Origin of the sequence: Haemophilus influenzae, assembly GCF_003494325.1 — a bacterium.
In the GTDB taxonomy this organism is placed as follows: domain Bacteria; phylum Pseudomonadota; class Gammaproteobacteria; order Enterobacterales; family Pasteurellaceae; genus Haemophilus; species Haemophilus influenzae_I.
Genome location: NZ_QQIK01000001.1, coordinates 415603 through 441495, shown reverse-complemented (window position 1 = coordinate 441495; position 25893 = coordinate 415603). Strand labels below are relative to the sequence as shown.

Sequence of the window (25893 nt, the reverse complement as noted above, 5' to 3'; positions counted from 1 at the left end):
TTTATCTATCAACCATACCTACAGCTGCACCTGCCGTATATCTTAAATCTATATAATCTATTTTTTTGTTTTCTGGCACATCAATTTGCGGATAAATTGTGACAAATCGCTCAAGTTTTGATTTCCAATCGCCACGACCTAATTTTAGCACAATATCATTATCAAGCTGGATCTGCCACGCACCGCGATCATCAATATTAATTCCCTTTGCCATTATATTATTTGATTTTAAATTAATATAAATTTGGTTCCACGTCTCAATTACTTTCAAACTCTGATAATCGGGCCCGCCCAAATAGGGCAAATTTTTTGCAGTTAAACGTACAGAAGGAAGCTGAAAAACGATACCATCAAGGGTAACAAATTGATTTTGATTCCAAAACGCAACGGGTTGATATTCTGATACCCAAATACTTAAACGATTTGGCCACATTTTTCTTACGATTGCACCTTTAACCCAAGGTAAAGCCTCAATTTGCTCTTGAATCGGTGCCACATCTTGCCCCCAAAATCCTTTTAATTCGCCCATTTTTAATAGGCTTTCTTTAATATCATCAGCAGTAGTAAAGGTATTTTGTCCCACAAGTGCAAATGCGCTAATCGGCTTATCATCCATTTTTTCTAAAATGCTTTGCCAATTAAAATAAACACCAAGTAAAAAAAAGACACCAAGCAATACCGCAAAAGTCCGAATATGAAAATAATATTTAGGCTTTTGTTCTCCAAAACGAATATTCTGTGGCGTTTTTCTTTTCAGAATGTTCATTACAGGCTCAACTCCAAAATTTTCACGACGAGTTGCTCAAAAGAAATACCTACTGTCGCTGCAGATTTTGGGAATAAACTATGGCTCGTCATTCCAGGGTTAGTATTAACCTCAACCAAACGGAAATTACCTTTTGCATCACACATTACATCAATACGACTCCAACCACGACATCCCACTGCATCATAAGCACGTTTTACTAATATTGCTAACTCTTGCTCGCGTTCAGGCGTTAAACCTGCTGGGCAGAAATATTGCGTATTATCAGAAATATACTTCGCTTCATAATCATAAAATTCGCCCTCTGGAACAATACGAATTGCGGGTAATACTTGATTGTCAAGCACAGGCACAGTTAATTCATCGCCAGCTAACCACTCTTCAATTAGAATGGTATTATCAAATTTAAGCGCATATTCCACCGCACTTTTTAACTCTTCTACCGCTTTTACTTTCGTTAAGCCAACGCTAGAGCCTTCTAAAGAGGGTTTAACCATTAATGGTAAGCCTAATTTTGCCACAACAGCCTGAGGATCCAATTCAGAAAAAGTTTCTCGGGTAACCACTTTCATATCTGCAACAGGTAAACCAAAAGCTTTCCACAACATTTTTGTACGCATTTTGTCCATCGTTAATGCAGAAGCCATCACGCCACACCCCGTATAAGGCAAACCAATTTGCTCTAATAAACCTTGAATTGTGCCATCTTCTCCACCACGACCGTGCAAAATATTAAATGCTCGATTAAAGCCATCCTTTTTAAGATTTGCAACATTATATTCTTTAGGATCAATAGGATACGCATTATATCCTTGTTTTAATAATGCTTCTAATACCGCTTTGCCTGAATTGAGAGAAACTTCACGTTCAGCAGATGTGCCGCCTAATAACACCGCGATTTTTTCTTGTTTTAAGTTCATTTTCTATCCTGTTTTTCTTCTTATGATGATACTTTTCTAATACTAAGATTTTCAATCAATCCATCTGGCATTAATTCTTCCAAGATTCAGCCAAGCCACGAGAAATTTTACTTACGCTACCCGCACCTTGTGCCAAAATCAAATCGCCATCTTGAATAATTTGATCGAGAACATCGCCTAGTTGCGAAGTATCTGATACCAAAATAGGATCAACTTTACCAAGATTACGAATGGAACGGCAAAGAGATTTACTGTCAGCGCCAACAATAGGGGCTTCTCCTGCTGCGTACACATCAAGCATAATCAAAGCGTCTACTTGCGAAAGCACTTGTACAAAATCATCAAACAAATCACGAGTGCGCGAATAACGATGCGGTTGGAAAATCATAACAATACGTTTCTCTCCCCAGCCTTCTCGCGCTGCTTTAATGGTTACGCCCACTTCTGTTGGATGATGACCATAATCATCAACTAAACGTACTTTACCATTTGGACGAATAAACTCACCTAACTGATCAAAGCGACGACCTGCACCTTGGAAATCAGCAAGGGCTTCTAAAATAGCCTCATTGCCAATACCTTCTTCTTTTGCTATAGCAAGTGCAGCCGTTGCATTTAACGCATTATGTTTTCCTGGCACATTTAACAGTACATTAATACGTTCATTATTTGGGCAAATCACTGTGTAATGACCTTGAAATCCTGTTTGTTCATAATCTTCAATGCGATAATCTGCCTGTTCACTAAAACCATATGTAATCACTTGGCGACCAACTTTTGGCACAAGTTCCATTAAAACAGGATCATCAGCGCACATCACGGCTAAACCATAGAATGGTAAATTATGCAGGAATTTCACATAAGTGGCTTTCATTTTTTCAAAATCGCCTTCGTAAGTATCCATATGGTCTGGCTCCATATTAGTTACAACAGATACCATTGGCTGTAAATGCAAAAACGACGCATCACTTTCATCGGCTTCGGCAATTAAATAACGACTTGCCCCTAAATGTGCATTCTTACCCGCCGATTTCACTAAACCGCCATTTACAAAAGTCGGATCAAGTTTAGCTTGGGTGTAAATCATTGAAATCATTGCTGTTGTTGTCGTTTTCCCGTGTGTTCCTGCAACAGCAATACCGTGACGAAAACGCATAATCTCCGCCAACATTTGTGCGCGTTGAATCACTGGAATGCGTTTTTGTTTCGATGCGACTAATTCAGGGTTATCATCTTTTATCGCACTAGACACAACAACAACACTGGCACCCTCAATATGTTCTTCTGCATGACCAATGTAGATTTTTGCCCCAGCTTGAGCTAAACGTTGAGTGACTACGCCATCGGCAATATCTGAACCTGAAATTTGATAACCTTCATTTAATAAAATTTCTGCAATGCCGCTCATTCCCGCACCACCAATGCCAATGAAATGAATTTGCTGTACACGGCGCATTTCAGGGATAATTTTTCTAATTTCTTCGTGGGAATGTTTCATTTATTTTTCCTTTTCTCCCAATGACAAAACTCAACTAAAAGTGCGGTTAAAATTCGCAACGTTTTTATTTCTAATATTAGCACTTTTGGATATAAAAATACTTATGGCTGAGGCTATTTATAAAACGCCACAACCCCTAGTTTGAATATTGTTTAATTACTTCAGCTACACGTTGTGCCGCATTAGGCATCGACATTGTTTTCGCTTTCAATGCCATCTGCAATAAATTTTCACGAGTGAAATTTTTTAAAGAATTCACTAGAATTTCAGGCGTTAAATCTGCCTGTTCTATAATTTTCGCCGCGCCAACATCTGATAAATATTTCGCATTTAAATATTGTTGGCGATCTTTATGTTGGAAGGGTACAAAAATTGCTGCGGCTCCCACTGCTGCAATTTCACATACGGTTAATGCGCCAGAACGGCAAATAACCACATCAGCCCAAGCATAAGCCTCTGCCATATTATCAATAAATTCTGTTATTTTAACTTGTTCTAAATTCTCGCCATAAAGTTGGCTGACTTCTTCTACCGCACCTTTACCTACTTGATGACGAAGCTCTAATTTATCTGCAAGCTGGGCGACTACTTTAGGTAAAGTATGATTAAGCACTCTCGCTCCTTGACTACCACCAACCACTAAGACACGTAATTTTTCCTCACGATCCGAGAAACGAATATCAGGATTTGGCATCTCAAATAAATCTTCTCGAACTGGGTTTCCTACTACTTCAGCATGAGGAAAAGCCGTTGGAAATGCCTGCAATACACAGGTTGCAATTTTACCTAATAATTTATTCGTTAAACCCGCTATCGCATTTTGTTCATGTAAAATGATTGGTACACCACAAAGTTTTGCCGCAACGCCAGCGGGGCCAGAAACATAGCCTCCCATACCAAGTACAGCGTCAGGCTTTTCTTCTTGAATAATTTTTTTTGCCTGCAACACCGCACGAAAAACGGCAAAAGGCGCATTTAACAAAGCTTTTATACCTTTACCACGCAAGCCAGAAATTTGAATAAATCGAATAGGAATACCATATTTTGGTACAAGTTGAGCCTCCATTCTATCTTTCGTACCTAACCAGCAAATATCCCATTCTTGTTTTTGTAAAGTTTGAGCAACTGCAATGGCAGGAAAAACATGACCGCCAGTGCCACCCGCCATCACTAATAATTTTTTATTTTTCATCTTTTCTATCTCTAATCATCACGCAAGCGTGCTTGACCTATACGAAATAAACGATTTTCGTGATCAATTCGCAATAAAATACCAATAGTGGCGGACATAATGATAATACTCGAACCACCATAACTCACGAGTGGAAAGGTTAAACCTTTAGTTGGTAGTATTCCAAGAGCCATACCTAAATTCACAAAGCCTTGAAAGAAAATCCAAAAACCAATACCTAATGCAAAAAAACCTCGAAAACGTTGTTCTAACATTAAGGATTCTCGTCCAATTTTCATTGCACGAAAAATTAATAAACCTAATAAAAGAATAACAATCAATATACCGATAAATCCAAATTCTTCGCCGATAATCGCCATAATGAAATCGGTATGTGCTTCAGGCAGATAATCTAATTTTTGAATTGAATTACCTAATCCTTCGCCAGTAATTTCTCCCCGCCCAAATGCTATAAGAGAGTTTGTTAATTGGAAACCAGTGCCATAAGGATCTTTAAAGGGTTCTAAAAAACCTATAAATCGCTTTAACCGATAAGAGGCGGTCAATACTAGCCAAACGAATAAGATTCCACCTAATGCTATCAATCCTACAAACTGTAAAATTTTCGCCCCTACGATAAAAAGCATCCCAGACATAATAATAAATAGCACGACTGTACTACCTAAATCAGGTTGCAATAAAAGAAAACAACCCAATACAAGCATAACAATAAACGGTTTAAAAATACTAACATGTCGCGACCGCACTTCATCATAACGACGAGTGAAATAACTTGCTAAAAAACAAGTCAAAGCCAATTTTGCAAATTCTGCAGGTTGAAAGTTTAAGATCCCCAATGAAATCCAACGTTTTGCGCCATTAACCGATGTACCGATAAAAAGGACAAGCAATAATAATATGACAGAAAATAAAAAAATTTTAGCGTGCCATTTTTCCCATTGCGAAGAAGAAATTTGTAATGAAATATAACAAGTGAGCAAAGAAAGTAGCACATAAATAGCGTCGCGTTTTGCAAAGTAAAAAGGATCATTAAATAAACGAGAGCTATAAGGAATAGAAGCAGATGTTACTGCCACTAAACCAATTAAAAGCAAAATAACAAATAACCAAAATAGTGCACGATCATACAACAAACCTTGCGGTGTGATGCGTGTCCATTCATCGTAATTTTTTTTGATATTTTGTAAAAATTCCATCTTATTTCGTGAGTTACTAAATTAGGCTAAACATTGAGCTAAACGCGTAAATTCTTCGCCACGTTTTTCAAAAGAAGCAAACTGATCGAGACTTGCACAAGCAGGCGACAATAATACCATATCTCCGCTTTGCAATGTTGGGCGTAAAAATTCTATCGCTTGTTCCATTGTTTCAAACAAATAGCTTTGTGATGAAAGTTTTGCAAGCTGCGCACCATCTCGACCAAAACAATAACAAATAATGTGTGGTTGATTAATTAATTCAGCTAATTCTGAAAAATCAGCCCCTTTTCCGTCTCCGCCTAGCAACAAATGCAATTTACCCTCAATATAAAGCCCAGCCAATGCAGCAACTGTACTCCCCACATTTGTTGCTTTAGAGTCATTAATCCAACGAATGCCATTAGCTTGATGCGCTAATTGAAAACGATGATCTAACCCTTTGAAATGGCGAAGTGCGGCACGAATTGAATCTAAATTAATACCTATAGCTTGTGCCAATGCTGTTGCTGCCAAAATGTTCATATAATTATGGCGACCAACCAATGTAGCTTCTTCACAAGGTAAAATCACTTCATCTTTTACCATTAAATATTGCTTGCCATTTTCAGTTTTTAGCCAATAATCCGCACTATTTTCCGCAAAAGAAACGATTTGTTTCGCTTGATTTTCGTTTTCCCCAAAAGTCAGCCTATCTTCATTGTTCAACACACCTACTTTAGCATTATGATAAATGCGTAATTTTGCTTGGCGATAATCTTCTAAATCCATATAGCGATCCATATGATCTTCAGTCACGTTCAAGACAGTCGCAGCCGCAGCTTTTAAGCTATAAGTTGTCTCAAGCTGAAAACTAGAAAGCTCTAATACATAAAGTTCACAATCTTCATTCAACAATGACAAAGCAGGAATCCCAATATTTCCACCCATACCAACTTTCACGCCAGCAGCTTTCGCCATTTCATAAACTAAAGTAGTTACGGTACTTTTTCCATTTGAACCGGTAATTCCCACAATTGGCTTTGTCGCTGCGCGGCAGAATAATTCAATATCACCGATTACTTCTACGCCAGCTTTAAGTGCGGTTTGAATTTCTGGTGTTTTTACCGCAAGCCCTGGGCTAATAACAATCATATCGCTTTCAAGTAACCATTCCTGATTTAAACTACCAGTATGAAGAGGGATATTTTGAGGAAGTTTATCAATACCAGTAGGCTTTTTTCGAGTATCAATCACACGAATATTAGCCTGTTGGGATAAGAGATAATCCACACAAGAAAGACCTGTTTTGCCAAGCCCAATGATCGTAATATTTTTGTTTTGATAGGCATTCATTTTATTTCTTCTTAATTACTATAAGTTTTAAATTTTGCTGATGGGAATATCAATTTATAACGTAAAAGCTCGCTCTTTCAAAAACTGAAAGAGCGAACCTCACAACATTTATTAACGCAACTTCAAGGTGACTAATCCCATCAACACTAACATTAAGGAAATAATCCAAAACCGAATAATCACTCTTGGTTCTGGCCATCCTTTCAATTCAAAATGATGATGAATCGGTGCCATTCTAAAAATGCGTTGTTTGCGTAACTTATAAGACCCTACTTGCAAAATAACAGAGAGCGCTTCAACAACAAATACGCCACCCATTATCACAAGCAAAAATTCCTGACGAACAAGAATTGCTACGACACCCAGCGCTCCACCTAATGCTAGAGAACCCACGTCCCCCATAAATACTTGAGCTGGATAAGTATTAAACCATAAAAATCCTAAACTCGCGCCAACAATAGCTGTACAGAACACCACTACTTCAGAACTGTATTTAATATACGGAATGTGCAAATATTCTGCGAAATTCACGTTACCTGTAGCCCAAGCAATTAAAGCAAACGCACCTGCAACAAGCGCAGTAGGCATAATCGCTAATCCATCTAAACCGTCGGTTAAATTCACTGCATTACCCGTGCCAACAATCACAAAGTAAGATAACACAATATAGAACAAACCTAATTGAGGCATAATGTCTTTAAAGAATGGAATCACTAAACGGGTGGCATCAGTGTCGTGACCAAGCCAATAAAGCCAAAGGATTGCCACTAATGCCACCACAGACATCCAGAAATATTTCCAACGAGCAATCAATCCATCAGTATTTTTACGGGTAATTTTGCGGAAATCATCCACAAAACCAATTGTGCCGTATCCAAATAAAACAAATAAACAAACCCAAATATACGGATTAGCAAGATTTGCCCATAATAACGTACTTACGCCAATAGAGAATAAAATCATCACACCTCCCATAGTGGGTGTGCCTTTTTTTGCAAAGTGACTTTCAGGGCCATCATTTCGCACTTCTTGGCCAAATTTTAAGATCTGCAAGCGTTTGATCACTTTAGGACCAATCCAAAGTGAGATAAAAAGTGCGGTTAATAATGCAAGAATTGCACGGACGGTAATATAAGAAATCGCATTAAAGGCGGTTTCGTAACGAACAAGATATTCAGCAAGCCAGACTAACATTTAATTTTATCCTTTAATGAATAGATCACATCTTCCATTTTCATTGAGCGTGAGCCTTTTCCTAGCACCACAACTTTTTTATTTTGTTGTAATTGGTTTTCAATAAGTGGAACTAAGAAATCCACCATTTCAGTTTTATCCGTAAAATGCTTGCCCAAAACAGCCTCAGAAATAACCGCACTTTCATTGCCATAAGAACACACTAAATCTAAATTTACCAAATTAATATATTGTCCAACTTCACGATGAATAGCGAGAGAATTTTCGCCCAATTCTTTCATATCTGCGACACATAGAATAAGGAAAGCATCATAACTTTTTAGGACATCAATAGCCGCACAGAGAGAATCTTTATTTGCGTTATAAGTATCATCTAATAACAATAAATTAGGCGTTACTTGAATAGGAAATAAACGCCCTTTCACTTGTGAACGTTGTTCTAATCCAGCTTTGACATCGGCAAGCGTAGCACCAACATTCATCGCTAGTGCGGTAGCAGCTAAAGCATTTTTTACATTATGTTCACCAAGGTAAGGTAAGTTAATCTCAATTTCACCTTGTGGGGAAATAAGTGTAAAAGTGGAACCTTGATCAGTATGATGGATATTTTTTGCAGAATAATCTTTACCGTTAAAATATTGAATCTCATGTTCACTGATTTCTTTTTGCCAACAATCTAAATGGTTATGTTCTGCGTTAATAATCGCCACGCCATTCAATGTTAAACCACGATAAATCTCACCTTTAGCTTGTGCTACGCCCTCTAAAGAACCAAACCCCTCTAAATGTGCAGGCGCAATATTATTAATCAATGCGGCATTAGGTTGAACTAATTTTGTGGTGTAATTGATTTCATTTTGATGATTTGCACCAAGTTCAATCACAGCAAAACGATGTTTTTCTGTTAAGCGAAGCAGAGTTAAAGGCACACCTATATCGTTATTGAAGTTACCATTGGTAAAAAGTACCGCTTCTGAATCAGCTGCGGTATGCTGCAAAATACTTGCCGTCATTTCTTTTACCGTAGTTTTACCAGAAGAGCCAGTCATCGCCACAGTACGTGGATTAATTTTCTCACGTAACCATTTTGCAAGCTCGCCCAAAGCAATACGAGTGTCTTTAACCACAAGTTGAGGAACTAAAATAGACGAGTTTTCTTGCTGAACAACAAGCGCAAGCGCACCCTGTGACACCGCTTGATCAAGATATTGATGAGCATCAAATTTTTCGCCTTTTAAAGCAAAAAATAAGCTATTTGATACGCTTTTTCGAGTATCCGTATTAATTTCTGCAACTTGCACATTTTCATCGCCAATTAATTTAGCTTGAAGAATCTGTGCAAGTTGTACAGTAGAGAGTTTAATCATAATTGAGTGATTATTATTTTAAGAAATCAAGTGCAATTTCTTGGTCGGAAAAATGCACAACTTCCGAACCAATAATTTGATAATGCTCATGACCCTTTCCAGCAATTAAAATCACGTCATTTTCTACCGCACTTTCAATCGCAAACTGGATCGCCTGTGCGCGATCAGGAATAATCCCCACTTTTTCCATATTTTTAAAGCCAGCGACAATATCTGCTTCAATTTGGCTTTGTGGTTCTGTTCGTGGATTATCTTTTGTCACAATAATCTTTTCAGCAAACTGCTCTGCAACCTGTGCCATTAACGGACGTTTGCCTCTATCACGGTCTCCGCCACAACCAAAAATGCACCATAATTCGCCTTGGCAATGTTCACGCGCAGCAATCAACGCTTTTTCTAACGCATCTGGTGTATGCGCATAATCTACAATAACGGTTGGTTTATTTGGATATTGAATCATTTCCATTCTTCCACATACTCCTTTTAAAGATTTCGCCGTAGCGAGTAAATTTTCCAATGGGTAACCAAACGATAACAACGTGGTCATTACTAATAATAAATTACTTACATTAAAAGCACCAATTAATGGGCTATGCAAAACACCATTACCCCAGCTAGATTCAAAAGTAATATCTGCACCTTTAAAATGATAATGGATATTTATTGCTTTCATCCATTGGTGTGAACCTACTTTAAAATCCGCATTCATACTTACGGCAATAGCATCAGGTAGTTCAGTTAGCCATTGGTATCCAATTTCATCATCAGCATTAATCACTTTAATTTGGGTATCTAATTCAGTGAACAAGCGTTTCTTCGCCGCAGCATAATTTTCCATAGATTGATGATAATCTAGATGATCACGGGTTAAATTCGTGAAAATTGCTGCTTTAAAATGCAAGGCTTCTACACGATGCTGCGCCAAACCGTGTGATGAAACTTCAATAGAGGTAAAATCTGCACCTGCGTGTTTGAAAGTTGAAAGAGATGACTGAATTTCTACTGCTGAACCTGTCGTATTTTTAGCTTCTACAATTTGCCCAAAAAGTCCATTACCAATGGTTCCCATCACAGCCGCACGATGCCCCAATAATTCCGCCCATTGCGCTAATAATTGAGAAATAGTGGTTTTGCCATTTGTTCCTGTAACACCAACAAGGGTTAAATTTTTAGAGGGCGAATCATAAAAAACATCAGCTAAAGACGAAAGATGACGTGCAAGTTGATAATATTTAACTACCGGCACATTCCTGATAAACGCCACAGTTAAATGCTCGCTAGATAATTCTGTCTCAGAAACCACCGCACTTGCACCAGAATGAAGAGCAGAATCAATAAATTGATTTCCATCGACTTGATGCCCTTTTATCGCCACAAAAAGATCGCCAGCTTTAACCTTACGGCTATCTAACACCATATTATGGAGTTCTATATCATTCTTTAATTCAGGCAAATTAAAAAGTGCGGTGAGTTTTTTCATAATTTTTCCTTAATTCACTTTTTGATTCTTGTGTTCGCCAATATAAACAATACGTTTTGCACTTTTCGTTGTTGTGTTTTCAGCTGATTCAGCATCTTGCGGAATAGCATTTGCACGTAACGCATAGCCCATAATGTTAGAGAATACAGGGGCAGAAACCGCACCACCATAATATTCTCCTGCTTTTGGATCATTGATCAAAACCACTAATGCATAACGAGGATCACTAATTGGTGCAATACCCGCAGTAAATGCCACATATTTATTTACATAATGTCCATTTTCAATCTTACGTGCCGTACCTGTTTTTACGCCGACACGGTAGCCTTCCACCATTGCGCGTTTATTTTTAATTGCTACTTTCTCTAAAATTCCCACAATATCTTTAGTTATTTTTTCAGAGAAAACCCGTTTCCCAATAACTGGCGGATCAACTTTAGTGATAGAAAGCGGACGATAAACACCGAAACTACCAAGGGTTGCATAGGCACGAGCAATTTGTAAAGGTGTCGCAGTAATACCATAACCATAAGCGACTGTTGCACGCTCAATATCTGCCCAGCGTTTACGATTTGCATTCAAAATCCCAACTTGTTCGCCGATCAAGCCTAAATCTGTCGGTTTACTTAAACCTGCATTTTGATAAGTTTCCATTAATGCACTAGGTGGCATACGTAATGCAAGACGACTTACACCACGGTTACTAGAGTTCATTAAAATCTCGTCTAAAGTTTGCTGAGCACGTGGTGCAACGTCCACAATTTCTTTACCGCTTAATTTAAAGGACGTAGTATCAATAATTTCATCTCGTTTAACTACACCTCGTTGAAGTGCGGTTAAAACAACGAAAGGTTTTACCGTAGAACCTGGCTCAAAAGTATCGGTAATTGCACGGTTACGCATTAACTCTGATTTCACGCCGACACGGTTGTTTGGATTATAAGAGGGCGCAGTCGCCATAGCTAACACCTCCCCAGTACGAACATCAACTAACACCGCAGTACCAGACTCCGCATTATTCTCAGACACCGCCTTTTTAATCTCACGATACACCATAGATTGCAATTTTTCATCAATACTTAAGGTAACATCTTGTGCATCATATTTTTTCTCATCGGAGATATGTGCAACAATATTCCCACGTTTATCTTTACGAACAGTACGTGAACCGTCTTTACCAACAAGCAGGGAATTAAAACTTTTCTCAATGCCTTCAATACCATTTCCATCAATATCCGTATAACCCACCACGTGTGCAGCTTCTTCTACACGAGGATAAAAACGGCGATGCTCTGTTTCTAAAATAATACCCTTAATTTTTAATCTACGAATATAGTTAGCTTTACTTAATTCAACTTGACGTGCTAAATACAAATAACCAGATTTAGAATTTTTCTCAATTTTTTTCACTAAATCATTTTCAGTCATACCTAATTCTTCGGCTAAAGCTGCAATTCGTTCTTTATCCGCAAGCGAATTTTCCTTCAACATCGTTTTTGGATCTGCCACAATCGCGCTCATCGGCACGCTTACAGATAAAAGCTGACCATTACGATCTAAAATAGAACCACGCACCGATAATACTTCATCTTTACGCAAAGAACGCTTATCCGCTTCATTTGATAACGTATCGGCATTAATAGATTGAACATAAGCTGCTCGTGCGACTAAAGCACACAGACCAAGTAAAATAAGAACCGTAGAAAGCATATAACGTCCACGCATAAAGCATTTTTCAAACACCTTTTGAGGCTTGTTTTGCTTTACAGTTTCAGGTGCGGTCAATTTTCTAATTGTTTTTTTTGACTTACCTGATTTACGCGAGGAATTAAATTTCACCATTTTTTTACCTATTATTCTCTAATTTCAACTTCTTGCTCTGAAGAAACAACTTTCATTTTTAATGTACTAATCGCAATAGATTCTACTCGCGTGCTATCCCCTTCCGTAGCTTCCTGCACTTGTAAATTACGGTATTCATTCTCAAGTGCTTGACGCTGTAAAATTAACATTCCATTTTCAGAAATTAGTTGGCGAGTTTTATGGGTTATCCAAATCGTTCCCATTGCAGAAACTAAAATCCCTATCAACAGCAACACCACTAACTTATTTGAAGAAAATAAATCTTCGACTAAAATCTGCTGTAACGGATAACGAGGCTTATTATTTTCAGACATCGCTAAATTCTCTCTGCCACACGTAATATGGCACTTCTTGAACGAGGATTTGCTTGAATTTCTGCATCACTTGGCTGAATGGCTTTACCAATAATTCTTAATTTTTGATTACGCTGAATTTGATCTTCTCGCAATGGTAAACCTTTGGGAATATCCTCGCCCTTACTTTGTTTTTTCATAAAATGTTTCACCATTCTATCTTCTAAAGAATGGAAACTAATAATTGATAAACGACCTTCTGGTGCTAACATATCTAACGCAGAATTAAGCAGACTTTCTAATTCATCTAATTCCGAATTAATAAAAATACGAATAGCTTGGAAACTACGCGTCGCAGGATGTTTATGTTTATCTTTAAAAGGAACTGCCTGTGAAATAAGTTCCGCCAATTGACTGGTACGCGATAAAAATTCTGTGCCATTTTTTACCGCACTTTTATTGAAATCAACAATAGCAGTGGCAATACGTTTAGCGAAACGCTCTTCGCCAAAAGTTTTCAACACCCAAGTTAAATCCTCAATGGACACTTGTTTTAACCATTCTTCAGCAGATAAACCTTGAGTTGTATCCATACGCATATCAAGCGGGCCATCTTTCATAAAACTAAAACCACGTTCTGCTTCATCAAGCTGAGGGGAAGACACACCAAGATCAAGCAAAATACCGTCAATTTTGCCCACTAAATTTAATTTGTCACAAATTTCAGGAATATGCGAAAAGCTGTTATGTTCAATCTGAAAACGCGAGTCTTGGATTTTGTGTGCTTCTGCAATAGCACGAGGATCGCGATCTACAGCTATCAAACGACCATTAGAAGAAAGTTGAGAAAGGATAAACCGAGAATGCCCCCCACGCCCAAAAGTACCATCAATATAAATGCCATTCTCCTTCAATGCCAAGCCATTCACGGCTTCGTGAAGTAAAACTGTAATATGTTCAGATGAAGAAAAGGAATTTTCGCTATTCATAAATTTAAGATAAAAGTACTACATTATTTTCTATAATGAGAAATCATTTAACGCATCAGCAGCAAAATCTGCGCTGGAGCCAATTTCTATATCCTCTGCAATTTGAGTATGCCATTCTACATCGCTCCAAATTTCAAATTTATTAAGTTGCCCTACCAACATTAAACCTTTTTCTAATTTTGCGTGTTGGCGTAATGGCCCACTAAGCAAAATACGACCCTGAGCATCCATCTCACATTCAGTGGCATGACCAAGCATTACTCGCTGCAAACGGCGTTGGGTAGGATCAAAGTTAGAAAGTGCGAGAAGTTTTTGTTCGATTTTTTCCCATTCATCAAGGGGATAAAGTAAAAGACAGGGTTGGCGAATATCTACAGTACAAACCATTTTCCCTTGGTTCTTTTCAAGAATTTCAGCGCGATAGCGAGTTGGGATCGCTACACGTCCCTTAGAATCTAAATTAACCGCCGTTGCACCACGAAACATATTACACCTTAAAAATTGAACTTATTTTTAGAAAATCTCTAAAAATCTCCACAAAACACCACTTTTCTCCACTTCTAGCAAGTTTATAATTTGTTCGCTCAACTTGCAAGTAATTCCACATTAAAGCAACTGATTTTTATCAAAATAAAAAAGCCGTTTGAATAAACAATTCAAACGGCTTTTTTCATCAAATTTTATTGACTAATTATTTATATAAGCTTCTTCATCTCGCGTACCTAATGGTTTAAGCATTGTGAAGAACAATACGATACAAACGATGGTTGTTGCTAAACCAAGATACACAGAAAGCTGATAATCTAAGCCGAAACCAATTTTGTTGTAGAACAAATAAGTTGCACATACTGTTGTGATAAACCACGCAGGAAGAGACGCAACCCAGTGGAATTTATGATAACGATATAAATATCCCGCTGCAGTCCATAACATTACCATTGCTGTCATTTGGTTTGCCCAAGTGAAATAACGCCATAATACGCTGAAATCAATGGTTGAAATAAAATAACCTAATACAAACAACGGCACAGCAATTAATAAACGTTTAGGTAATGAACGTTGATCAACATTAAAAATTTCGGCTATCTGTAAACGCGCAGCACGGAATGCAGTATCGCCAGAAGTAATAGGAAGAACAATCACGCCTAATATAGCAAAAATACCACCAATAAAACCTAAGAAATGTAACGAACTATCATACACAACTTTAGATGGAGAACCTGCTGAAATTGCATCTTGTAACGCTTGTGGATTTTCATAGAATGCAAGACCAACCATACACCATACTAATGCAATTACCCCCTCAGTAATCATTGCACCGTAGAAAATGAAGCGACCTTCACTTTCATTTTCTGTACAACGTGCCATTAATGGAGTTTGCGTTGCGTGGAAACCTGATAATGCGCCACAAGAGATAGTTAAGAATAAAAGTGGCCAAATTGGAACATCACCTTTCACTTGGAAATTTTGTGTAAATTTCGCCCAAGTTAAACCCTCGCCATCAGCATTGATTGTACGGAAAAACTCAATTGGATCTGTTGCACTAAAATGTGAAACAACTAATCCGTATACCATACCAACTGACATAAAGAGTAATAACGCACCAAAGAGTGGATAAATTCGACCAATAATCTTATCAACTGGGAGTAAGGTTGCAAGAATATAATAAGCAAAAATAATTGCTGTCCACAGAGCAACCACTGTTGCTTTATCCATTCCCCATACTTTAATCCCACCAGCTTCAACAGAATGATGAACTGCCTCTGCATCACCAAGCACTAACGCACCTTGCGAAGCACCAAATACATCCATTGTAATGGTACCCATCAATTGAGCTGGGCTTGCCACAAACACAACACCGACAAGTAAAAGCAACACAAGTGCTAATGTATTGATAAAGACTTTAACGGGACGACCTAAAAACTTACCCGCCAAATATGGCATTGTTGCGCCACCGTGACGAATACTTAACATACCACAGAAATAATCGTGTACTGCGCCAGCAAAAATACAACCAATAACAATCCAAAGCATTGCAACAGGTCCGTATAATGCACCAAGAATAGGGCCAAAAATAGGGCCTGTTCCCGCAATATTTAATAATTGAATTAGCCAAATTTTCGTTTTAGACATTGGCATATAGTCCACACCATCATTTACTTGGTAAGCAGGTGTTTGACGTTTTGGATTAATCACAAAAATTTTTTCGATAATTTTTCCATAAATAAAGTAACCGATAATCAACACGGCTACACAAAAGAAAAACCATAACATAGGAAGGCTCCTCAAAAAATAAAGTAAAAGTATTTATATGCCCTAAACAAGCGGCTGTATTCTATTTCAAATTACGTCAAATCAAAATTGAATTTAAAGATTTTTATAAGATTTGTGACTTGTATCACATTTGTAAAATCTAAAACATCCATTAAAATGCTAATAAATAAGTAATTGAATAGGTATAAAAGCAAATATGTCCTTAACAAGATGCCCTGAATGCAGAAAAAAGATTAGTGAAAATGCAGAAAATTGCCCTAATTGCGGCTTCTCTTTCAAACAAAAAGATCTAGAGATGTACAAACAAAGATTAGAAGATCAACGCTTACATAATGAAGAAGTCAATCGTAAAAGCACAAAACTCCACATAATCTGGTTTTGCATCTTTGCAATTTTTATCGCAGTCACAAGCTGGATGGTAAATTAATCTATCAATGATAAATTTATTAAGGAGTTACTATTAACTCAAAAAGCTGATAAAAATTATAATTCTATTTATAACTTACAATGGCTTGATGAAAATACATCGAAAAAAGATGCTTCTCTTGAAGAATGGGTAAATAAAAATACAAAATCTAATATAACCTCTTTTCTCGACAACCATCTTTATACCTGATGTGGACTTATCTATTGGTAATTTTGCTCAATTCTTTGAGGAAAGAAAAATTATCTTAATTAAGAAATTAAGTGATTTATTAAGCTAATTTATAATCAAATATCAAATGGTAATCATTCCAGAATGTATAAAATCTTGGGAAGACTACCACTTTTCTCTGATATTATCGCAAGTTAAAATTCTAACTACTAATTTAGTATAAATTAAAAATATAATTTATCTTTATTAAAATATTTTTATAATAAATTTCATCTATTTTGTTATGAAAATGTATTACTTAATAATATTTCTGTAACCATTATCTATCGCTGCTAGGAGTAAATAAACAAAAATACACCGAATTTTTACCGCACTTTTATATCTTAATAAATAAAAAAATCTGCACTCAAATTAGTTAAATATTTTCTTTAACTAATTCAAGAGCAGATTGAAGTGCGGTTATTTTTTATATTGAATTATAGATTAAAGTTTTGCTGAAAGCATGGTTTCCAATTTTTCTTGGTCAATAGCAAATTTACGAATACCCTCTGCTAATTTTTCAACAGCCATAGCATCGCTGTTATGTTGCCAGTAGAACTCAGCTTCTGTTAATGGCTGTGGTTTCGCTTTTACTTCGCCTTTGTATTCTAATTTGCGTACAAGTGCGGTTGAATTTTCTTGTAATTCTTTCAGTAATGCTGGTGCAATGGTTAAACGATCGCAACCTGCAAGTTCAGTAATTTCGCCTACATTACGGAAACTTGCGCCCATCACAACTGTGTTGTAGCCATATTCTTTGTAGTAATTGTAGATTTTGGTGACAGAAATAACGCCTGGATCTTCTGCTGGCGCATATTCTTTTTTGTCGGAGTTTGCTTTGTACCAGTCTAAAATACGACCTACAAATGGCGAAATTAAGTAAACGCCCGCTTCTGCACAAGCACGAGCTTGCGCTTCAGAGAATAATAAGGTTAAGTTACAGTTAATGCCTTCTTTTTCAAGGATTTCTGCAGCTCGGATACCTTGCCATGTGGAAGCGATTTTAATCAAAATACGATCATTTGAGATGCCAGCTGCATTATAAAGTGCGATTAATTTACGTGCTTTTTCAACCGTTGCTTGGGTATCGTAAGAAAGGCGAGCATCCACTTCAGTAGAAATACGTCCCGGAACAATTTTTAAAATTTCTAAGCCGATGTTTACCGCTAATTTATCTTCTGCATCAATAAGTTGCTGTGCTTTATCATTGCTTTGAGCTTTTGCATAAGCTACCGCTTCATCAATTAATGGCGCATATTGTGGAAGTGCAGATGCGCTTAGAATTAATGATGGGTTTGTTGTTGCATCTTGTGGTTGGTATTTTTTGATTGCATCAATATCGCCAGTATCAGCTACGACGACGGTCATATTACGAAGTGAATCTAACTGTGTTGTCATTGTATTCTCCTTGAATGGACTTGTTTAAATCTAATCAGGTTACGATAGCACAATTAGCATTAAAAGGGTAATTTATATAGGAAAATATTTACAATAGGAAAAATCAATACATCCTAGATTCCCCCCTCTCATATCATCACTTTTAGCAATTTTTTTAGCGATTTATTAGACACAACTCACAAAACTCAATTTTTCTTCAAATAATTTCCTGACAAATCTTTACAAAAATGAATTTTTGAGCTAATAAGTAGAAGACTTTTTATAAAAATATCGCCTAATGACAAGGAGGCTCAAATGCAACACAAACTACTCTTCTCTGCAATCGCTCTTGCTCTTTCCTATTCTGCGCAAGCAGTTATAGTGCCTGAAGGAACACAATTAGATGAAAAACAGCATATCGTGTTCAATAATGGGGCTGAACCACAAAGTTTTGACCCACACAAAACCGAAGGTGTGCCAGAATCTAACGTTGCTTATCAATTACTTGAAGGCTTAGTCACCTCAGACTCTGAAGGTAAACTTCAACCGGGTGTGGCTGAAAGCTGGGAAAATACACCTGACTTCAAAACCTGGACATTCCATTTACGTAAAGATGCTAAATGGTCAAACGGAGATCCTGTTACTGCACACGATTTCGTGTTTGCGTGGCGTCGTTTAGTGGATCCTGCAACTGCTGCACCTTATGCGAGTTACTTAAGTTATTTACAAGTTGAAAATGCGCAAGACATTATTGACGGTAAGAAAAAACCGGCTGAATTAGGCGTGGAAGCAAAAGATGATTACACCTTTGTGGTTCATGCAATCAATCCTGTGCCTTATGCAGTCAGTTTAACGACTCACCAATCCTTATTGCCATTACCACAAAAAGTAGTCGAAAAATTGGGTGATGCATGGGTGAAAAAAGAAAACTACGTGGGTAACGGTGCGTATAAGCTGGCTAACCACATCATTAACGAAAAAATCGAATTTGAACGTAACCCACTTTATTGGAACGATAAAGAAACCGTAATCAATAGCGCGACATTCCTCGCCATTGAAAACCCAAGTACCGATGTAGCGCGTTATCGTGCGGGCGATTTAGACATGACCAGTTATGGTTTACCGCCAGAACAATTCGCTAAATTACAAAAAGAATTGCCAGGCGAAGTATACGTTACTCGTACCCTAGGAACTTATTCTTATGAATTAAACAATAAGAAAGCACCTTTTGATAACGTGAATATTCGTAAAGCCTTGAACTTATCTCTTGATCGTCATGTGATCACCGATAAAGTATTGGGCCAAGGTCAAACACCAACCTATGTGTTTACCCCAACTTACATCGAAGAAGGTCATCTCATTCAACAACCTGCTTATTCAAAAGAACCGATGGCACAACGTAATGAAGAAGCAATTAAACTCTTAGAAGAAGCTGGTTACAGTAAAGCGAATCCGTTGAAATTCAGCATTCTTTATAATACCAATGAAAACCACAAAAAAGTGGCTATTGCTGCAGCATCTATGTGGAAAGCGAACACCAAAGGTTTGATTGATGTGAAATTAGAAAACCAAGAGTGGAAAACTTACATTGATAGCCGTCGTGCAGGTCGTTACGATGCGGCACGCGCAGGATGGAGTGCGGATTACAACCAAGCAACAACATTCGGCAACTATTTCTTATCTAATTCTAGTAACAATACTGCGAAATACGCAAATCCAGAATATGATAAAGCGATGGCAGAATCTTACGCAGCAACTGATGCAGAAGGTCGTGCAAAAGCTTATGCGAAAGCCGAAGAAATTCTTGCAAAAGATTACGGTATCGTACCAATCTTTAACTATGTGAATCCACGCTTAGTGAAACCTTACGTAAAAGGTTATTCAGGCAAAGATCCGCAAGATCACATCTACTTACGAAACCTTTATATTATTAAACATTAATTCGTTGCTCGTATTTAAGTGCGGTTAAAAATCGTCGTATTTTTTGACCGCACTTTTCGCCCATTTTGGTTGGAGTTGTTATGTTCAAGTTTATTTTTAAACGGCTGTTGGAAGCCTTGCCGACGCTGTTTATTTTGATTACTTTTTCTTTCTTTTTGATGCGTCTCGCCCCTGGCAGCCCCTTCACTTCTGAACGCGCTTATCCGCCAGAAGTCATGGCTAATATCGAAGCGAAGTATCATTTAAATGAACCATTATATAAACAATATTTCCTTTATTTAGAAAATCTTTCCAAAGGAGATTTTGGTCCCTCTTTTAAATATAAAGACCAATCAGTCAATGATTTAATCGCGTCAGCTTTCCCTGTTTCCATAAAATTGGGAATGGCGGCCTTCGCCTTTGCAGTCGTGCTAGGAGTAACAGCAGGTACGCTCGCCGCTCTCAATCAAAATAGCCGTTGGGATTATATTTTAATGAGTTTCTCGATGCTTGGGGTCATTATGCCAAGCTTCGTATTTGCACCTGTTTTAGTGCTAATTTTCGCCATTTATCTAGGATGGCTGCCAGCTGGCGGCTGGAACGGCGGTACAGCCATGTACATGATCTTACCTGTAGCCTCCTTAACTATCGCTTATGTTGCAGGGATTGCGCGTATCATGCGTGGTTCGATGATTGAAGTGTTACATTCCAACTTTATTCGAACCGCCAAAGCTAAAGGACTTTCCATGTCGAGAATCATTTTAAAACACGCTTTGCGTCCCGCACTTTTACCCGTGATAACCTATTTAGGACCTGCTTTCGTAGGGATTATTACTGGCTCAATGGTCATCGAAAGCGTATTTGGTTTACCTGGCATGGGGTTATTATTTGTAAACGGCGCATTGAACCGCGATTACTCTTTAGTTTTGAGCCTCACCATTTTAGTGGGGACATTAACCATTTTATTTAATGCGATTGTGGATATTTTATACGCCATCATCGATCCAAAAATTCGTTATTAAGGATAAATTATGACAGATTATCGTACTCAGCCGATTAATCAGAAAAATGCGGATTTTGTGGAACAAGTGGCTGACCGTATTGAAGAAATGCAACTGGAAGGCCGCAGCCTATGGCAAGATGCGAAACGCCGTTTTTTCCGCAACAAAGCGGCCGTTGCCAGTCTGATTATTTTGGCGTTTATTATTATATTTATTACCGTCGCGCCTTGGTTCTTCCCATTTACCTATGAAGATACCGATTGGAATATGATGAGTGCCGCACCAACAATGGAAGGCTATCACTTCTTCGGTACCGATGCCTCAGGTCGAGACTTGTTGGTACGTACTGCTATCGGTGGACGTATTTCATTATTGGTCGGTATTGCTGGTGCTTTCATTTCCGTCACTATCGGCACAATTTATGGGGCGATTTCCGGTTATGTAGGCGGTAAAACAGATATGCTGATGATGCGCTTTTTGGAAATTCTTAGCTCATTTCCATTTATGTTTTTCGTGATTTTGTTGGTGACCCTTTTTGGCCAAAACATTTTCTTAATTTTTATCGCTATCGGGGCCATTGCTTGGCTTGGTCTTGCACGTATTGTACGCGGACAAACCCTCAGCCTAAAAAATAAAGAATTCGTCGAAGCTGCCATCGTTTGTGGCGTACCTCGTCGCCAAATCATTTTGAAACACATTATTCCGAATGTATTAGGCTTAGTGGCAGTTTATGCCTCGCTTGAAGTGCCTGGACTCATTCTATTTGAATCATTCTTAAGCTTCTTAGGATTAGGAACTCAAGAACCGATGAGTAGTTGGGGCGCACTCTTAAGTGATGGTGCTGCACAAATGGAAGTGTCGCCTTGGTTATTAATTTTCCCGGCATTTTTCCTTTGCCTTACCCTATTTTGTTTTAACTTTATCGGTGACGGGTTGCGTGATGCGCTTGATCCGAAAGATAGATAGGAGCGAATAATGAATCCTTTATTAGATATAAAAAATCTCTACGTTCGCTTCAAAACACCAGATGGCGTCGTTACAGCAGTGAATGACTTAAACTTCACGCTGAATGCAGGAAGCACGCTGGGCATCGTAGGCGAAAGTGGATCAGGCAAGTCACAAACAGCCTTTGCCTTAATGGGTTTATTGGCAGCCAACGGTGAAGTGGAAGGCTCTGCCATTTTTGAAGGGAAAGAATTAGTTAATTTACCGAATGCTGAATTGAATAAAATCCGCGCCGAGCAAATTTCCATGATTTTCCAAGATCCAATGACGTCGCTAAATCCTTACATGAAAATCGGTGAACAACTCATGGAAGTGCTGCAATTGCACAAGGGCTATGATAAACAAACTGCCTTTGCCGAATCCGTGAAAATGTTAGACGCAGTTAAAATGCCAGAAGCTAAAAAACGCATGGGCATGTATCCGCACGAGTTTTCTGGCGGTATGCGTCAACGGGTGATGATTGCGATGGCCTTATTATGCCGTCCCAAACTACTCATTGCAGATGAACCAACAACAGCTTTGGATGTGACCGTTCAAGCACAAATCATGACTTTATTAAATGAACTAAAACGTGAATTTAATACTGCAATTATTATGATCACTCACGATTTAGGTGTGGTAGCAGGTATTTGCGATCAAGTCATGGTGATGTATGCTGGACGAACCATGGAATACGGCACAGCGGAACAAATTTTCTATCATCCAACCCATCCCTATTCCATAGGCTTAATGGATGCGATTCCTCGCTTAGACGGCAATGAAGAACACTTGGTAACCATTCCTGGCAATCCACCGAATTTATTGCATTTGCCAAAAGGTTGTCCATTCTCACCTCGTTGCCAATTTGCTACTGAACAATGCCAAATTGCGCCAAAACTGACTACATTTAATCACGGTCAATTACGTAATTGTTGGTTACCAACGGAGAAATTTAACCTATGACAGTCTCAAACAACAAAGAATTACTCCTTGAAGTCAATCACTTAGGCGTCAGTTTTAAAATTAAAAATGATAAATCCCTTTTCTTCGCCAAACCGCAAACCTTAAAAGCGGTGAAGGATGTGTCTTTTAAACTTTACGCAGGTGAAACTCTCGGCGTAGTAGGTGAATCTGGTTGTGGTAAATCCACACTTGCACGCACTATTATCGGTTTAGTCGAAGCGAGTGAAGGGGAAATCTTGTGGCTTGGTAAACATTTACGAAAACAATCAGCGAAACAATGGAAAGAAACGCGTAAAGATATTCAAATGATTTTCCAAGACCCACTAGCCTCTCTCAATCCGCGAATGAATATTGGCGAAATCATTGCTGAGCCATTAAAGATCTACCAACCGCACTTAAGTGCCGCCGAAGTGAAAGAAAAAGTGCAAGCTATGATGTTGAAAGTTGGGCTTTTACCGAACTTGATTAACCGCTACCCACATGAATTTTCTGGTGGTCAATGTCAGCGTATCGGTATTGCTCGTGCATTAATCATTGAGCCCAAAATGATCATTTGTGATGAACCCGTTTCAGCGTTAGATGTGTCGATTCAGGCTCAAGTGGTGAATTTATTGAAATCCCTGCAAAAAGAAATGGGGCTTTCCTTAATTTTTATCGCTCATGATTTAGCGGTGGTAAAACATATTTCTGACCGCGTGTTGGTGATGTATTTAGGCAATGCAATGGAATTAGGCAGCGATGTGGAAGTATATAACGATACCAAACATCCTTATACCAAAGCCTTAATGTCTGCTGTTCCGATCCCCGATCCAAAATTGGAACGCAATAAATCCATCGAATTACTTGAAGGTGATTTGCCTTCACCAATTAATCCACCGTCTGGTTGCGTATTTCGTACTCGCTGTCTAAAGGCTGATGAGAATTGTGCGAAACAAAAACCACCTTTCACCAGCCAAAACAACAGCCATTTTGTGGCTTGCTTGAAAGTCTTATAAAACAAAAAGTGCGGTCAACATTCACCGCACTTTTTACTTTTACAATCCTAACTTTTCTTCAATTACCTTAGCCAAATCATCTAGCATCGCATAACGCTTACGATACATGGAACGTTTTTTACTTGGAATATCATCCAGATTTCTATCCATTTCTAAAGGTAATTCCCAGTAATCTTTTAATTCTCCGCCTGATTCGCCAAAAATTGCATCATAATCCACTGTGTATTGTTTGCTTTGGATGAAGCGAGATTTATTTTGGTATTTTTGCGGAATGCCAAGCAATTTATCGTAGCCTAGTATTTTTGTGAGTGATTTCATGGTTTCAACCATTAAATAGGCAGGGCGCAAACCGTGGCATAATTTGGTTAGTTGCTTCACCATTTCTTTTGAACCTTCAAAATTTGGCCCTTGTACAACAGCAATAAGCAACGCATCGCCTAATTTGGCAAAAGTAAGCAAATAAACTAATTCATTTCTTGGTTTATGCCATAGCTCCAATACCCAATATCCTTCCATTGGTTGATGGGTTGTCATGCTTAATGTCATTTCAAAATCAGGAATGACTTCGCCAAAACTTAATGGTTTTTCCCATAACGGCGTCGAAAGTGCGGTAAGTTTTTCGGGTAAAAATAAAAGATTCTCACAAACGGCATGAAAACGTTGTGATGCGTTAAAACGCTTATCTAAAAAACGACAAGCAACAGGATAACTATAATCCAAGTGCGTATTAAAAATATCGACGAGAAAAGGATATTGATTGATAAATTGTTCAAAGCGACGAATTGAACCACGATTTAAAAAGCTACGTAAATTGTAACGCCAATGTTTGGGCGCATCAAAACGCCCTGGTCGATATGGATAAAGATCCTTAGATTGAGGCCATTGGTAAGTTGTTTTTGTTGTCATCTGGAGTGCCATTAGTTGATTATAATTTCGGAGAGAATTTTGACATAATTTCAGGAAATTTTCCATTTATGCTATTCTAAACACAATTTTTAAAAGGAATCCTTATGTCTGAAATTAAACTTAATTACCACAAAACTCACTTTTTAACGAGTGCGCCGAATATTCGTTCCATTCCTGAAGATACGGGCATTGAAATTGCGTTTGCGGGTCGTTCAAATGCAGGAAAATCAACTGCACTTAATGCATTAACCAATCAAAAAAGCTTGGCTCGCACCTCAAAAACGCCGGGGCGTACTCAACTAATCAACTTATTTGAAGTGGAGCCAAATTGTAAATTAGTGGATTTACCAGGCTATGGTTATGCTGCCGTGCCAGAGCAGATGAAAATTCAATGGCAAAAATCCTTAGGCGAATATTTACAAAAACGCGAATGTTTGGCAGGGTTAGTTGTGTTGATGGATATTCGCCATCCGCTTAAAGATCTTGACCAACAAATGATTGAATGGGCGGTTTCAGCTGATTTACCAGTTCTTTTATTACTGACTAAAGCCGATAAATTAAGCCAAAGCTCACGTAGTAAACAAGTAAAAATGGTGCGTGAAGCAATTCTTCCATTTCAAGGCGATATACAAGTTGAAGCTTTTTCTGCACAAAATAAAATTGGAATTGATAAACTTGCAGCGAAATTAGATTTTTGGTTTTCGCCACTTTTTGCGGAATAAAATACAAATATTGCGATCTAGATC

The 25893-nt window shown here is 38.1% G+C and carries 23 protein-coding genes; 7 read left to right on the top strand and 16 right to left on the bottom strand.

Annotated elements, in window-relative coordinates; translation table 11 throughout:
- Nucleotide 1: 1 nt before the first annotated feature.
- From DV356_RS02210 to DV356_RS02145, 14 genes are all read right to left on the bottom strand, one after another.
- Nucleotides 2-766, bottom strand: a complete 765-nt coding sequence (locus DV356_RS02210) for a cell division protein FtsQ/DivIB (protein WP_048954751.1) — start codon at nucleotides 764-766, stop codon at nucleotides 2-4.
- Entirely contained in the window at nucleotides 766-1686 is a 921-nt protein-coding gene (locus DV356_RS02205) for a D-alanine--D-alanine ligase (RefSeq protein WP_105882416.1), read from the bottom strand. Before DV356_RS02205 ends, DV356_RS02210 begins: the two co-directional genes overlap by 1 nt.
- A 70-nt stretch (nucleotides 1687-1756) precedes the next feature.
- The gene (gene murC / locus DV356_RS02200; RefSeq protein WP_005651829.1) at nucleotides 1757-3184 is read right to left on the bottom strand and encodes a UDP-N-acetylmuramate--L-alanine ligase; all 1428 of its coding nucleotides are present in this window, start codon (nucleotides 3182-3184) and stop codon (nucleotides 1757-1759) included.
- A 136-nt stretch (nucleotides 3185-3320) separates the two neighbouring features.
- Complete coding sequence (gene murG, locus DV356_RS02195) at nucleotides 3321-4376, bottom strand: undecaprenyldiphospho-muramoylpentapeptide beta-N-acetylglucosaminyltransferase (protein WP_112065150.1); 1056 nt, start codon at nucleotides 4374-4376, stop codon at nucleotides 3321-3323.
- Between the two features lie 11 nt (nucleotides 4377-4387).
- Entirely contained in the window at nucleotides 4388-5572 is a 1185-nt protein-coding gene (gene ftsW / locus DV356_RS02190) for a putative lipid II flippase FtsW (RefSeq protein ID WP_118806456.1), read from the bottom strand.
- Between the two features lie 21 nt (nucleotides 5573-5593).
- Nucleotides 5594-6907, bottom strand: a complete 1314-nt coding sequence (gene murD / locus DV356_RS02185) for a UDP-N-acetylmuramoyl-L-alanine--D-glutamate ligase (RefSeq protein ID WP_118806455.1) — start codon at nucleotides 6905-6907, stop codon at nucleotides 5594-5596.
- A gap of 111 nt (nucleotides 6908-7018) precedes the next feature.
- Nucleotides 7019-8101, bottom strand: a complete 1083-nt coding sequence (gene mraY, locus DV356_RS02180) for a phospho-N-acetylmuramoyl-pentapeptide-transferase (RefSeq protein ID WP_005661304.1) — start codon at nucleotides 8099-8101, stop codon at nucleotides 7019-7021.
- Complete coding sequence (murF, locus tag DV356_RS02175; RefSeq protein ID WP_040034681.1) at nucleotides 8095-9468, bottom strand: UDP-N-acetylmuramoyl-tripeptide--D-alanyl-D-alanine ligase; 1374 nt, start codon at nucleotides 9466-9468, stop codon at nucleotides 8095-8097. The genes mraY and murF overlap by 7 nt, the downstream gene beginning before the upstream one ends.
- A 13-nt stretch (nucleotides 9469-9481) precedes the next feature.
- Nucleotides 9482-10948, bottom strand: coding sequence for a UDP-N-acetylmuramoyl-L-alanyl-D-glutamate--2,6-diaminopimelate ligase (gene murE / locus DV356_RS02170; RefSeq protein WP_040034680.1), 1467 nt, complete (start codon nucleotides 10946-10948; stop codon nucleotides 9482-9484).
- Nucleotides 10949-10957: 9 nt separating this feature from the next.
- On the bottom strand, nucleotides 10958-12790 hold the full coding sequence (locus DV356_RS02165) for a penicillin-binding transpeptidase domain-containing protein (protein WP_040034679.1): 1833 nt from the start codon (nucleotides 12788-12790) through the stop codon (nucleotides 10958-10960).
- A gap of 11 nt (nucleotides 12791-12801) precedes the next feature.
- Nucleotides 12802-13125: a cell division protein FtsL gene (ftsL, locus tag DV356_RS02160; RefSeq protein WP_005647600.1), complete on the bottom strand. Its 324-nt coding sequence runs from the start codon at nucleotides 13123-13125 to the stop codon at nucleotides 12802-12804.
- 2 nt (nucleotides 13126-13127) lie between these two features.
- Complete coding sequence (gene rsmH / locus DV356_RS02155; RefSeq protein WP_006996539.1) at nucleotides 13128-14093, bottom strand: 16S rRNA (cytosine(1402)-N(4))-methyltransferase RsmH; 966 nt, start codon at nucleotides 14091-14093, stop codon at nucleotides 13128-13130.
- A 30-nt stretch (nucleotides 14094-14123) separates the two neighbouring features.
- Nucleotides 14124-14579: a division/cell wall cluster transcriptional repressor MraZ gene (gene mraZ, locus DV356_RS02150; RefSeq protein WP_005651810.1), complete on the bottom strand. Its 456-nt coding sequence runs from the start codon at nucleotides 14577-14579 to the stop codon at nucleotides 14124-14126.
- A 201-nt stretch (nucleotides 14580-14780) separates the two neighbouring features.
- On the bottom strand, nucleotides 14781-16367 hold the full coding sequence (locus tag DV356_RS02145) for a carbon starvation CstA family protein (RefSeq protein ID WP_005667512.1): 1587 nt from the start codon (nucleotides 16365-16367) through the stop codon (nucleotides 14781-14783).
- Between the two features lie 196 nt (nucleotides 16368-16563).
- Between DV356_RS02145 and DV356_RS02140 the strand changes: the two genes are divergently transcribed.
- Complete coding sequence (locus DV356_RS02140) at nucleotides 16564-16794, top strand: zinc ribbon domain-containing protein (protein ID WP_040034675.1); 231 nt, start codon at nucleotides 16564-16566, stop codon at nucleotides 16792-16794.
- Between the two features lie 651 nt (nucleotides 16795-17445).
- On the opposite strand, the gene tal is transcribed toward DV356_RS02140, so the two are convergent.
- Nucleotides 17446-18399, bottom strand: coding sequence for a transaldolase (gene tal / locus DV356_RS02135; protein WP_005689370.1), 954 nt, complete (start codon nucleotides 18397-18399; stop codon nucleotides 17446-17448).
- 294 nt (nucleotides 18400-18693) lie between these two features.
- Here tal and DV356_RS02130 point away from each other — a divergent pair, with 294 nt between their 5' ends.
- The 5 genes from DV356_RS02130 to oppF all read left to right on the top strand — a co-directional run bounded on the left by DV356_RS02130 (nucleotide 18694) and on the right by oppF (nucleotide 24241).
- Nucleotides 18694-20319 carry an ABC transporter substrate-binding protein gene (locus DV356_RS02130; RefSeq protein ID WP_042602000.1) on the top strand — a complete coding sequence of 542 codons (1626 nt, stop codon included), beginning with the start codon at nucleotides 18694-18696 and terminating at the stop codon, nucleotides 20317-20319.
- A gap of 80 nt (nucleotides 20320-20399) precedes the next feature.
- Nucleotides 20400-21320, top strand: a complete 921-nt coding sequence (oppB, locus tag DV356_RS02125) for an oligopeptide ABC transporter permease OppB (protein WP_040034667.1) — start codon at nucleotides 20400-20402, stop codon at nucleotides 21318-21320.
- A gap of 9 nt (nucleotides 21321-21329) precedes the next feature.
- Complete coding sequence (gene oppC, locus DV356_RS02120; protein WP_005651799.1) at nucleotides 21330-22265, top strand: oligopeptide ABC transporter permease OppC; 936 nt, start codon at nucleotides 21330-21332, stop codon at nucleotides 22263-22265.
- 9 nt (nucleotides 22266-22274) lie between these two features.
- Nucleotides 22275-23246 carry an ABC transporter ATP-binding protein gene (gene oppD / locus DV356_RS02115; protein WP_114892776.1) on the top strand — a complete coding sequence of 324 codons (972 nt, stop codon included), beginning with the start codon at nucleotides 22275-22277 and terminating at the stop codon, nucleotides 23244-23246.
- Complete coding sequence (oppF, locus tag DV356_RS02110; RefSeq protein ID WP_042601994.1) at nucleotides 23243-24241, top strand: murein tripeptide/oligopeptide ABC transporter ATP binding protein OppF; 999 nt, start codon at nucleotides 23243-23245, stop codon at nucleotides 24239-24241. Before oppD ends, oppF begins: the two co-directional genes overlap by 4 nt.
- Nucleotides 24242-24280: 39 nt before the next feature.
- On the opposite strand, the gene DV356_RS02105 is transcribed toward oppF, so the two are convergent.
- Complete coding sequence (locus tag DV356_RS02105) at nucleotides 24281-25147, bottom strand: VirK/YbjX family protein (RefSeq protein ID WP_192882146.1); 867 nt, start codon at nucleotides 25145-25147, stop codon at nucleotides 24281-24283.
- A 104-nt stretch (nucleotides 25148-25251) separates the two neighbouring features.
- On the opposite strand from DV356_RS02105, the gene yihA reads away from it, so the two are divergent.
- Complete coding sequence (gene yihA, locus DV356_RS02100) at nucleotides 25252-25869, top strand: ribosome biogenesis GTP-binding protein YihA/YsxC (protein ID WP_105882020.1); 618 nt, start codon at nucleotides 25252-25254, stop codon at nucleotides 25867-25869.
- Nucleotides 25870-25893: the final 24 nt, after the last annotated feature.

Coding starts and splice junctions, on each gene's coding strand:
- DV356_RS02210 (WP_048954751.1), bottom strand. CDS start 766: ATGAACATTCTGAAAAGAAAAACGCCACAGAATATTCGTTTTGGAGAA.
- DV356_RS02205 (WP_105882416.1), bottom strand. CDS start 1,686: ATGAACTTAAAACAAGAAAAAATCGCGGTGTTATTAGGCGGCACATCT.
- murC (WP_005651829.1), bottom strand. CDS start 3,184: ATGAAACATTCCCACGAAGAAATTAGAAAAATTATCCCTGAAATGCGC.
- murG (WP_112065150.1), bottom strand. CDS start 4,376: ATGAAAAATAAAAAATTATTAGTGATGGCGGGTGGCACTGGCGGTCAT.
- ftsW (WP_118806456.1), bottom strand. CDS start 5,572: ATGGAATTTTTACAAAATATCAAAAAAAATTACGATGAATGGACACGC.
- murD (WP_118806455.1), bottom strand. CDS start 6,907: ATGAATGCCTATCAAAACAAAAATATTACGATCATTGGGCTTGGCAAA.
- mraY (WP_005661304.1), bottom strand. CDS start 8,101: ATGTTAGTCTGGCTTGCTGAATATCTTGTTCGTTACGAAACCGCCTTT.
- murF (WP_040034681.1), bottom strand. CDS start 9,468: ATGATTAAACTCTCTACTGTACAACTTGCACAGATTCTTCAAGCTAAA.
- murE (WP_040034680.1), bottom strand. CDS start 10,948: ATGAAAAAACTCACCGCACTTTTTAATTTGCCTGAATTAAAGAATGAT.
- DV356_RS02165 (WP_040034679.1), bottom strand. CDS start 12,790: ATGGTGAAATTTAATTCCTCGCGTAAATCAGGTAAGTCAAAAAAAACA.
- ftsL (WP_005647600.1), bottom strand. CDS start 13,125: ATGTCTGAAAATAATAAGCCTCGTTATCCGTTACAGCAGATTTTAGTC.
- rsmH (WP_006996539.1), bottom strand. CDS start 14,093: ATGAATAGCGAAAATTCCTTTTCTTCATCTGAACATATTACAGTTTTA.
- mraZ (WP_005651810.1), bottom strand. CDS start 14,579: ATGTTTCGTGGTGCAACGGCGGTTAATTTAGATTCTAAGGGACGTGTA.
- DV356_RS02145 (WP_005667512.1), bottom strand. CDS start 16,367: ATGTTATGGTTTTTCTTTTGTGTAGCCGTGTTGATTATCGGTTACTTT.
- DV356_RS02140 (WP_040034675.1), top strand. CDS start 16,564: ATGTCCTTAACAAGATGCCCTGAATGCAGAAAAAAGATTAGTGAAAAT.
- tal (WP_005689370.1), bottom strand. CDS start 18,399: ATGACAACACAGTTAGATTCACTTCGTAATATGACCGTCGTCGTAGCT.
- DV356_RS02130 (WP_042602000.1), top strand. CDS start 18,694: ATGCAACACAAACTACTCTTCTCTGCAATCGCTCTTGCTCTTTCCTAT.
- oppB (WP_040034667.1), top strand. CDS start 20,400: ATGTTCAAGTTTATTTTTAAACGGCTGTTGGAAGCCTTGCCGACGCTG.
- oppC (WP_005651799.1), top strand. CDS start 21,330: ATGACAGATTATCGTACTCAGCCGATTAATCAGAAAAATGCGGATTTT.
- oppD (WP_114892776.1), top strand. CDS start 22,275: ATGAATCCTTTATTAGATATAAAAAATCTCTACGTTCGCTTCAAAACA.
- oppF (WP_042601994.1), top strand. CDS start 23,243: ATGACAGTCTCAAACAACAAAGAATTACTCCTTGAAGTCAATCACTTA.
- DV356_RS02105 (WP_192882146.1), bottom strand. CDS start 25,147: ATGACAACAAAAACAACTTACCAATGGCCTCAATCTAAGGATCTTTAT.
- yihA (WP_105882020.1), top strand. CDS start 25,252: ATGTCTGAAATTAAACTTAATTACCACAAAACTCACTTTTTAACGAGT.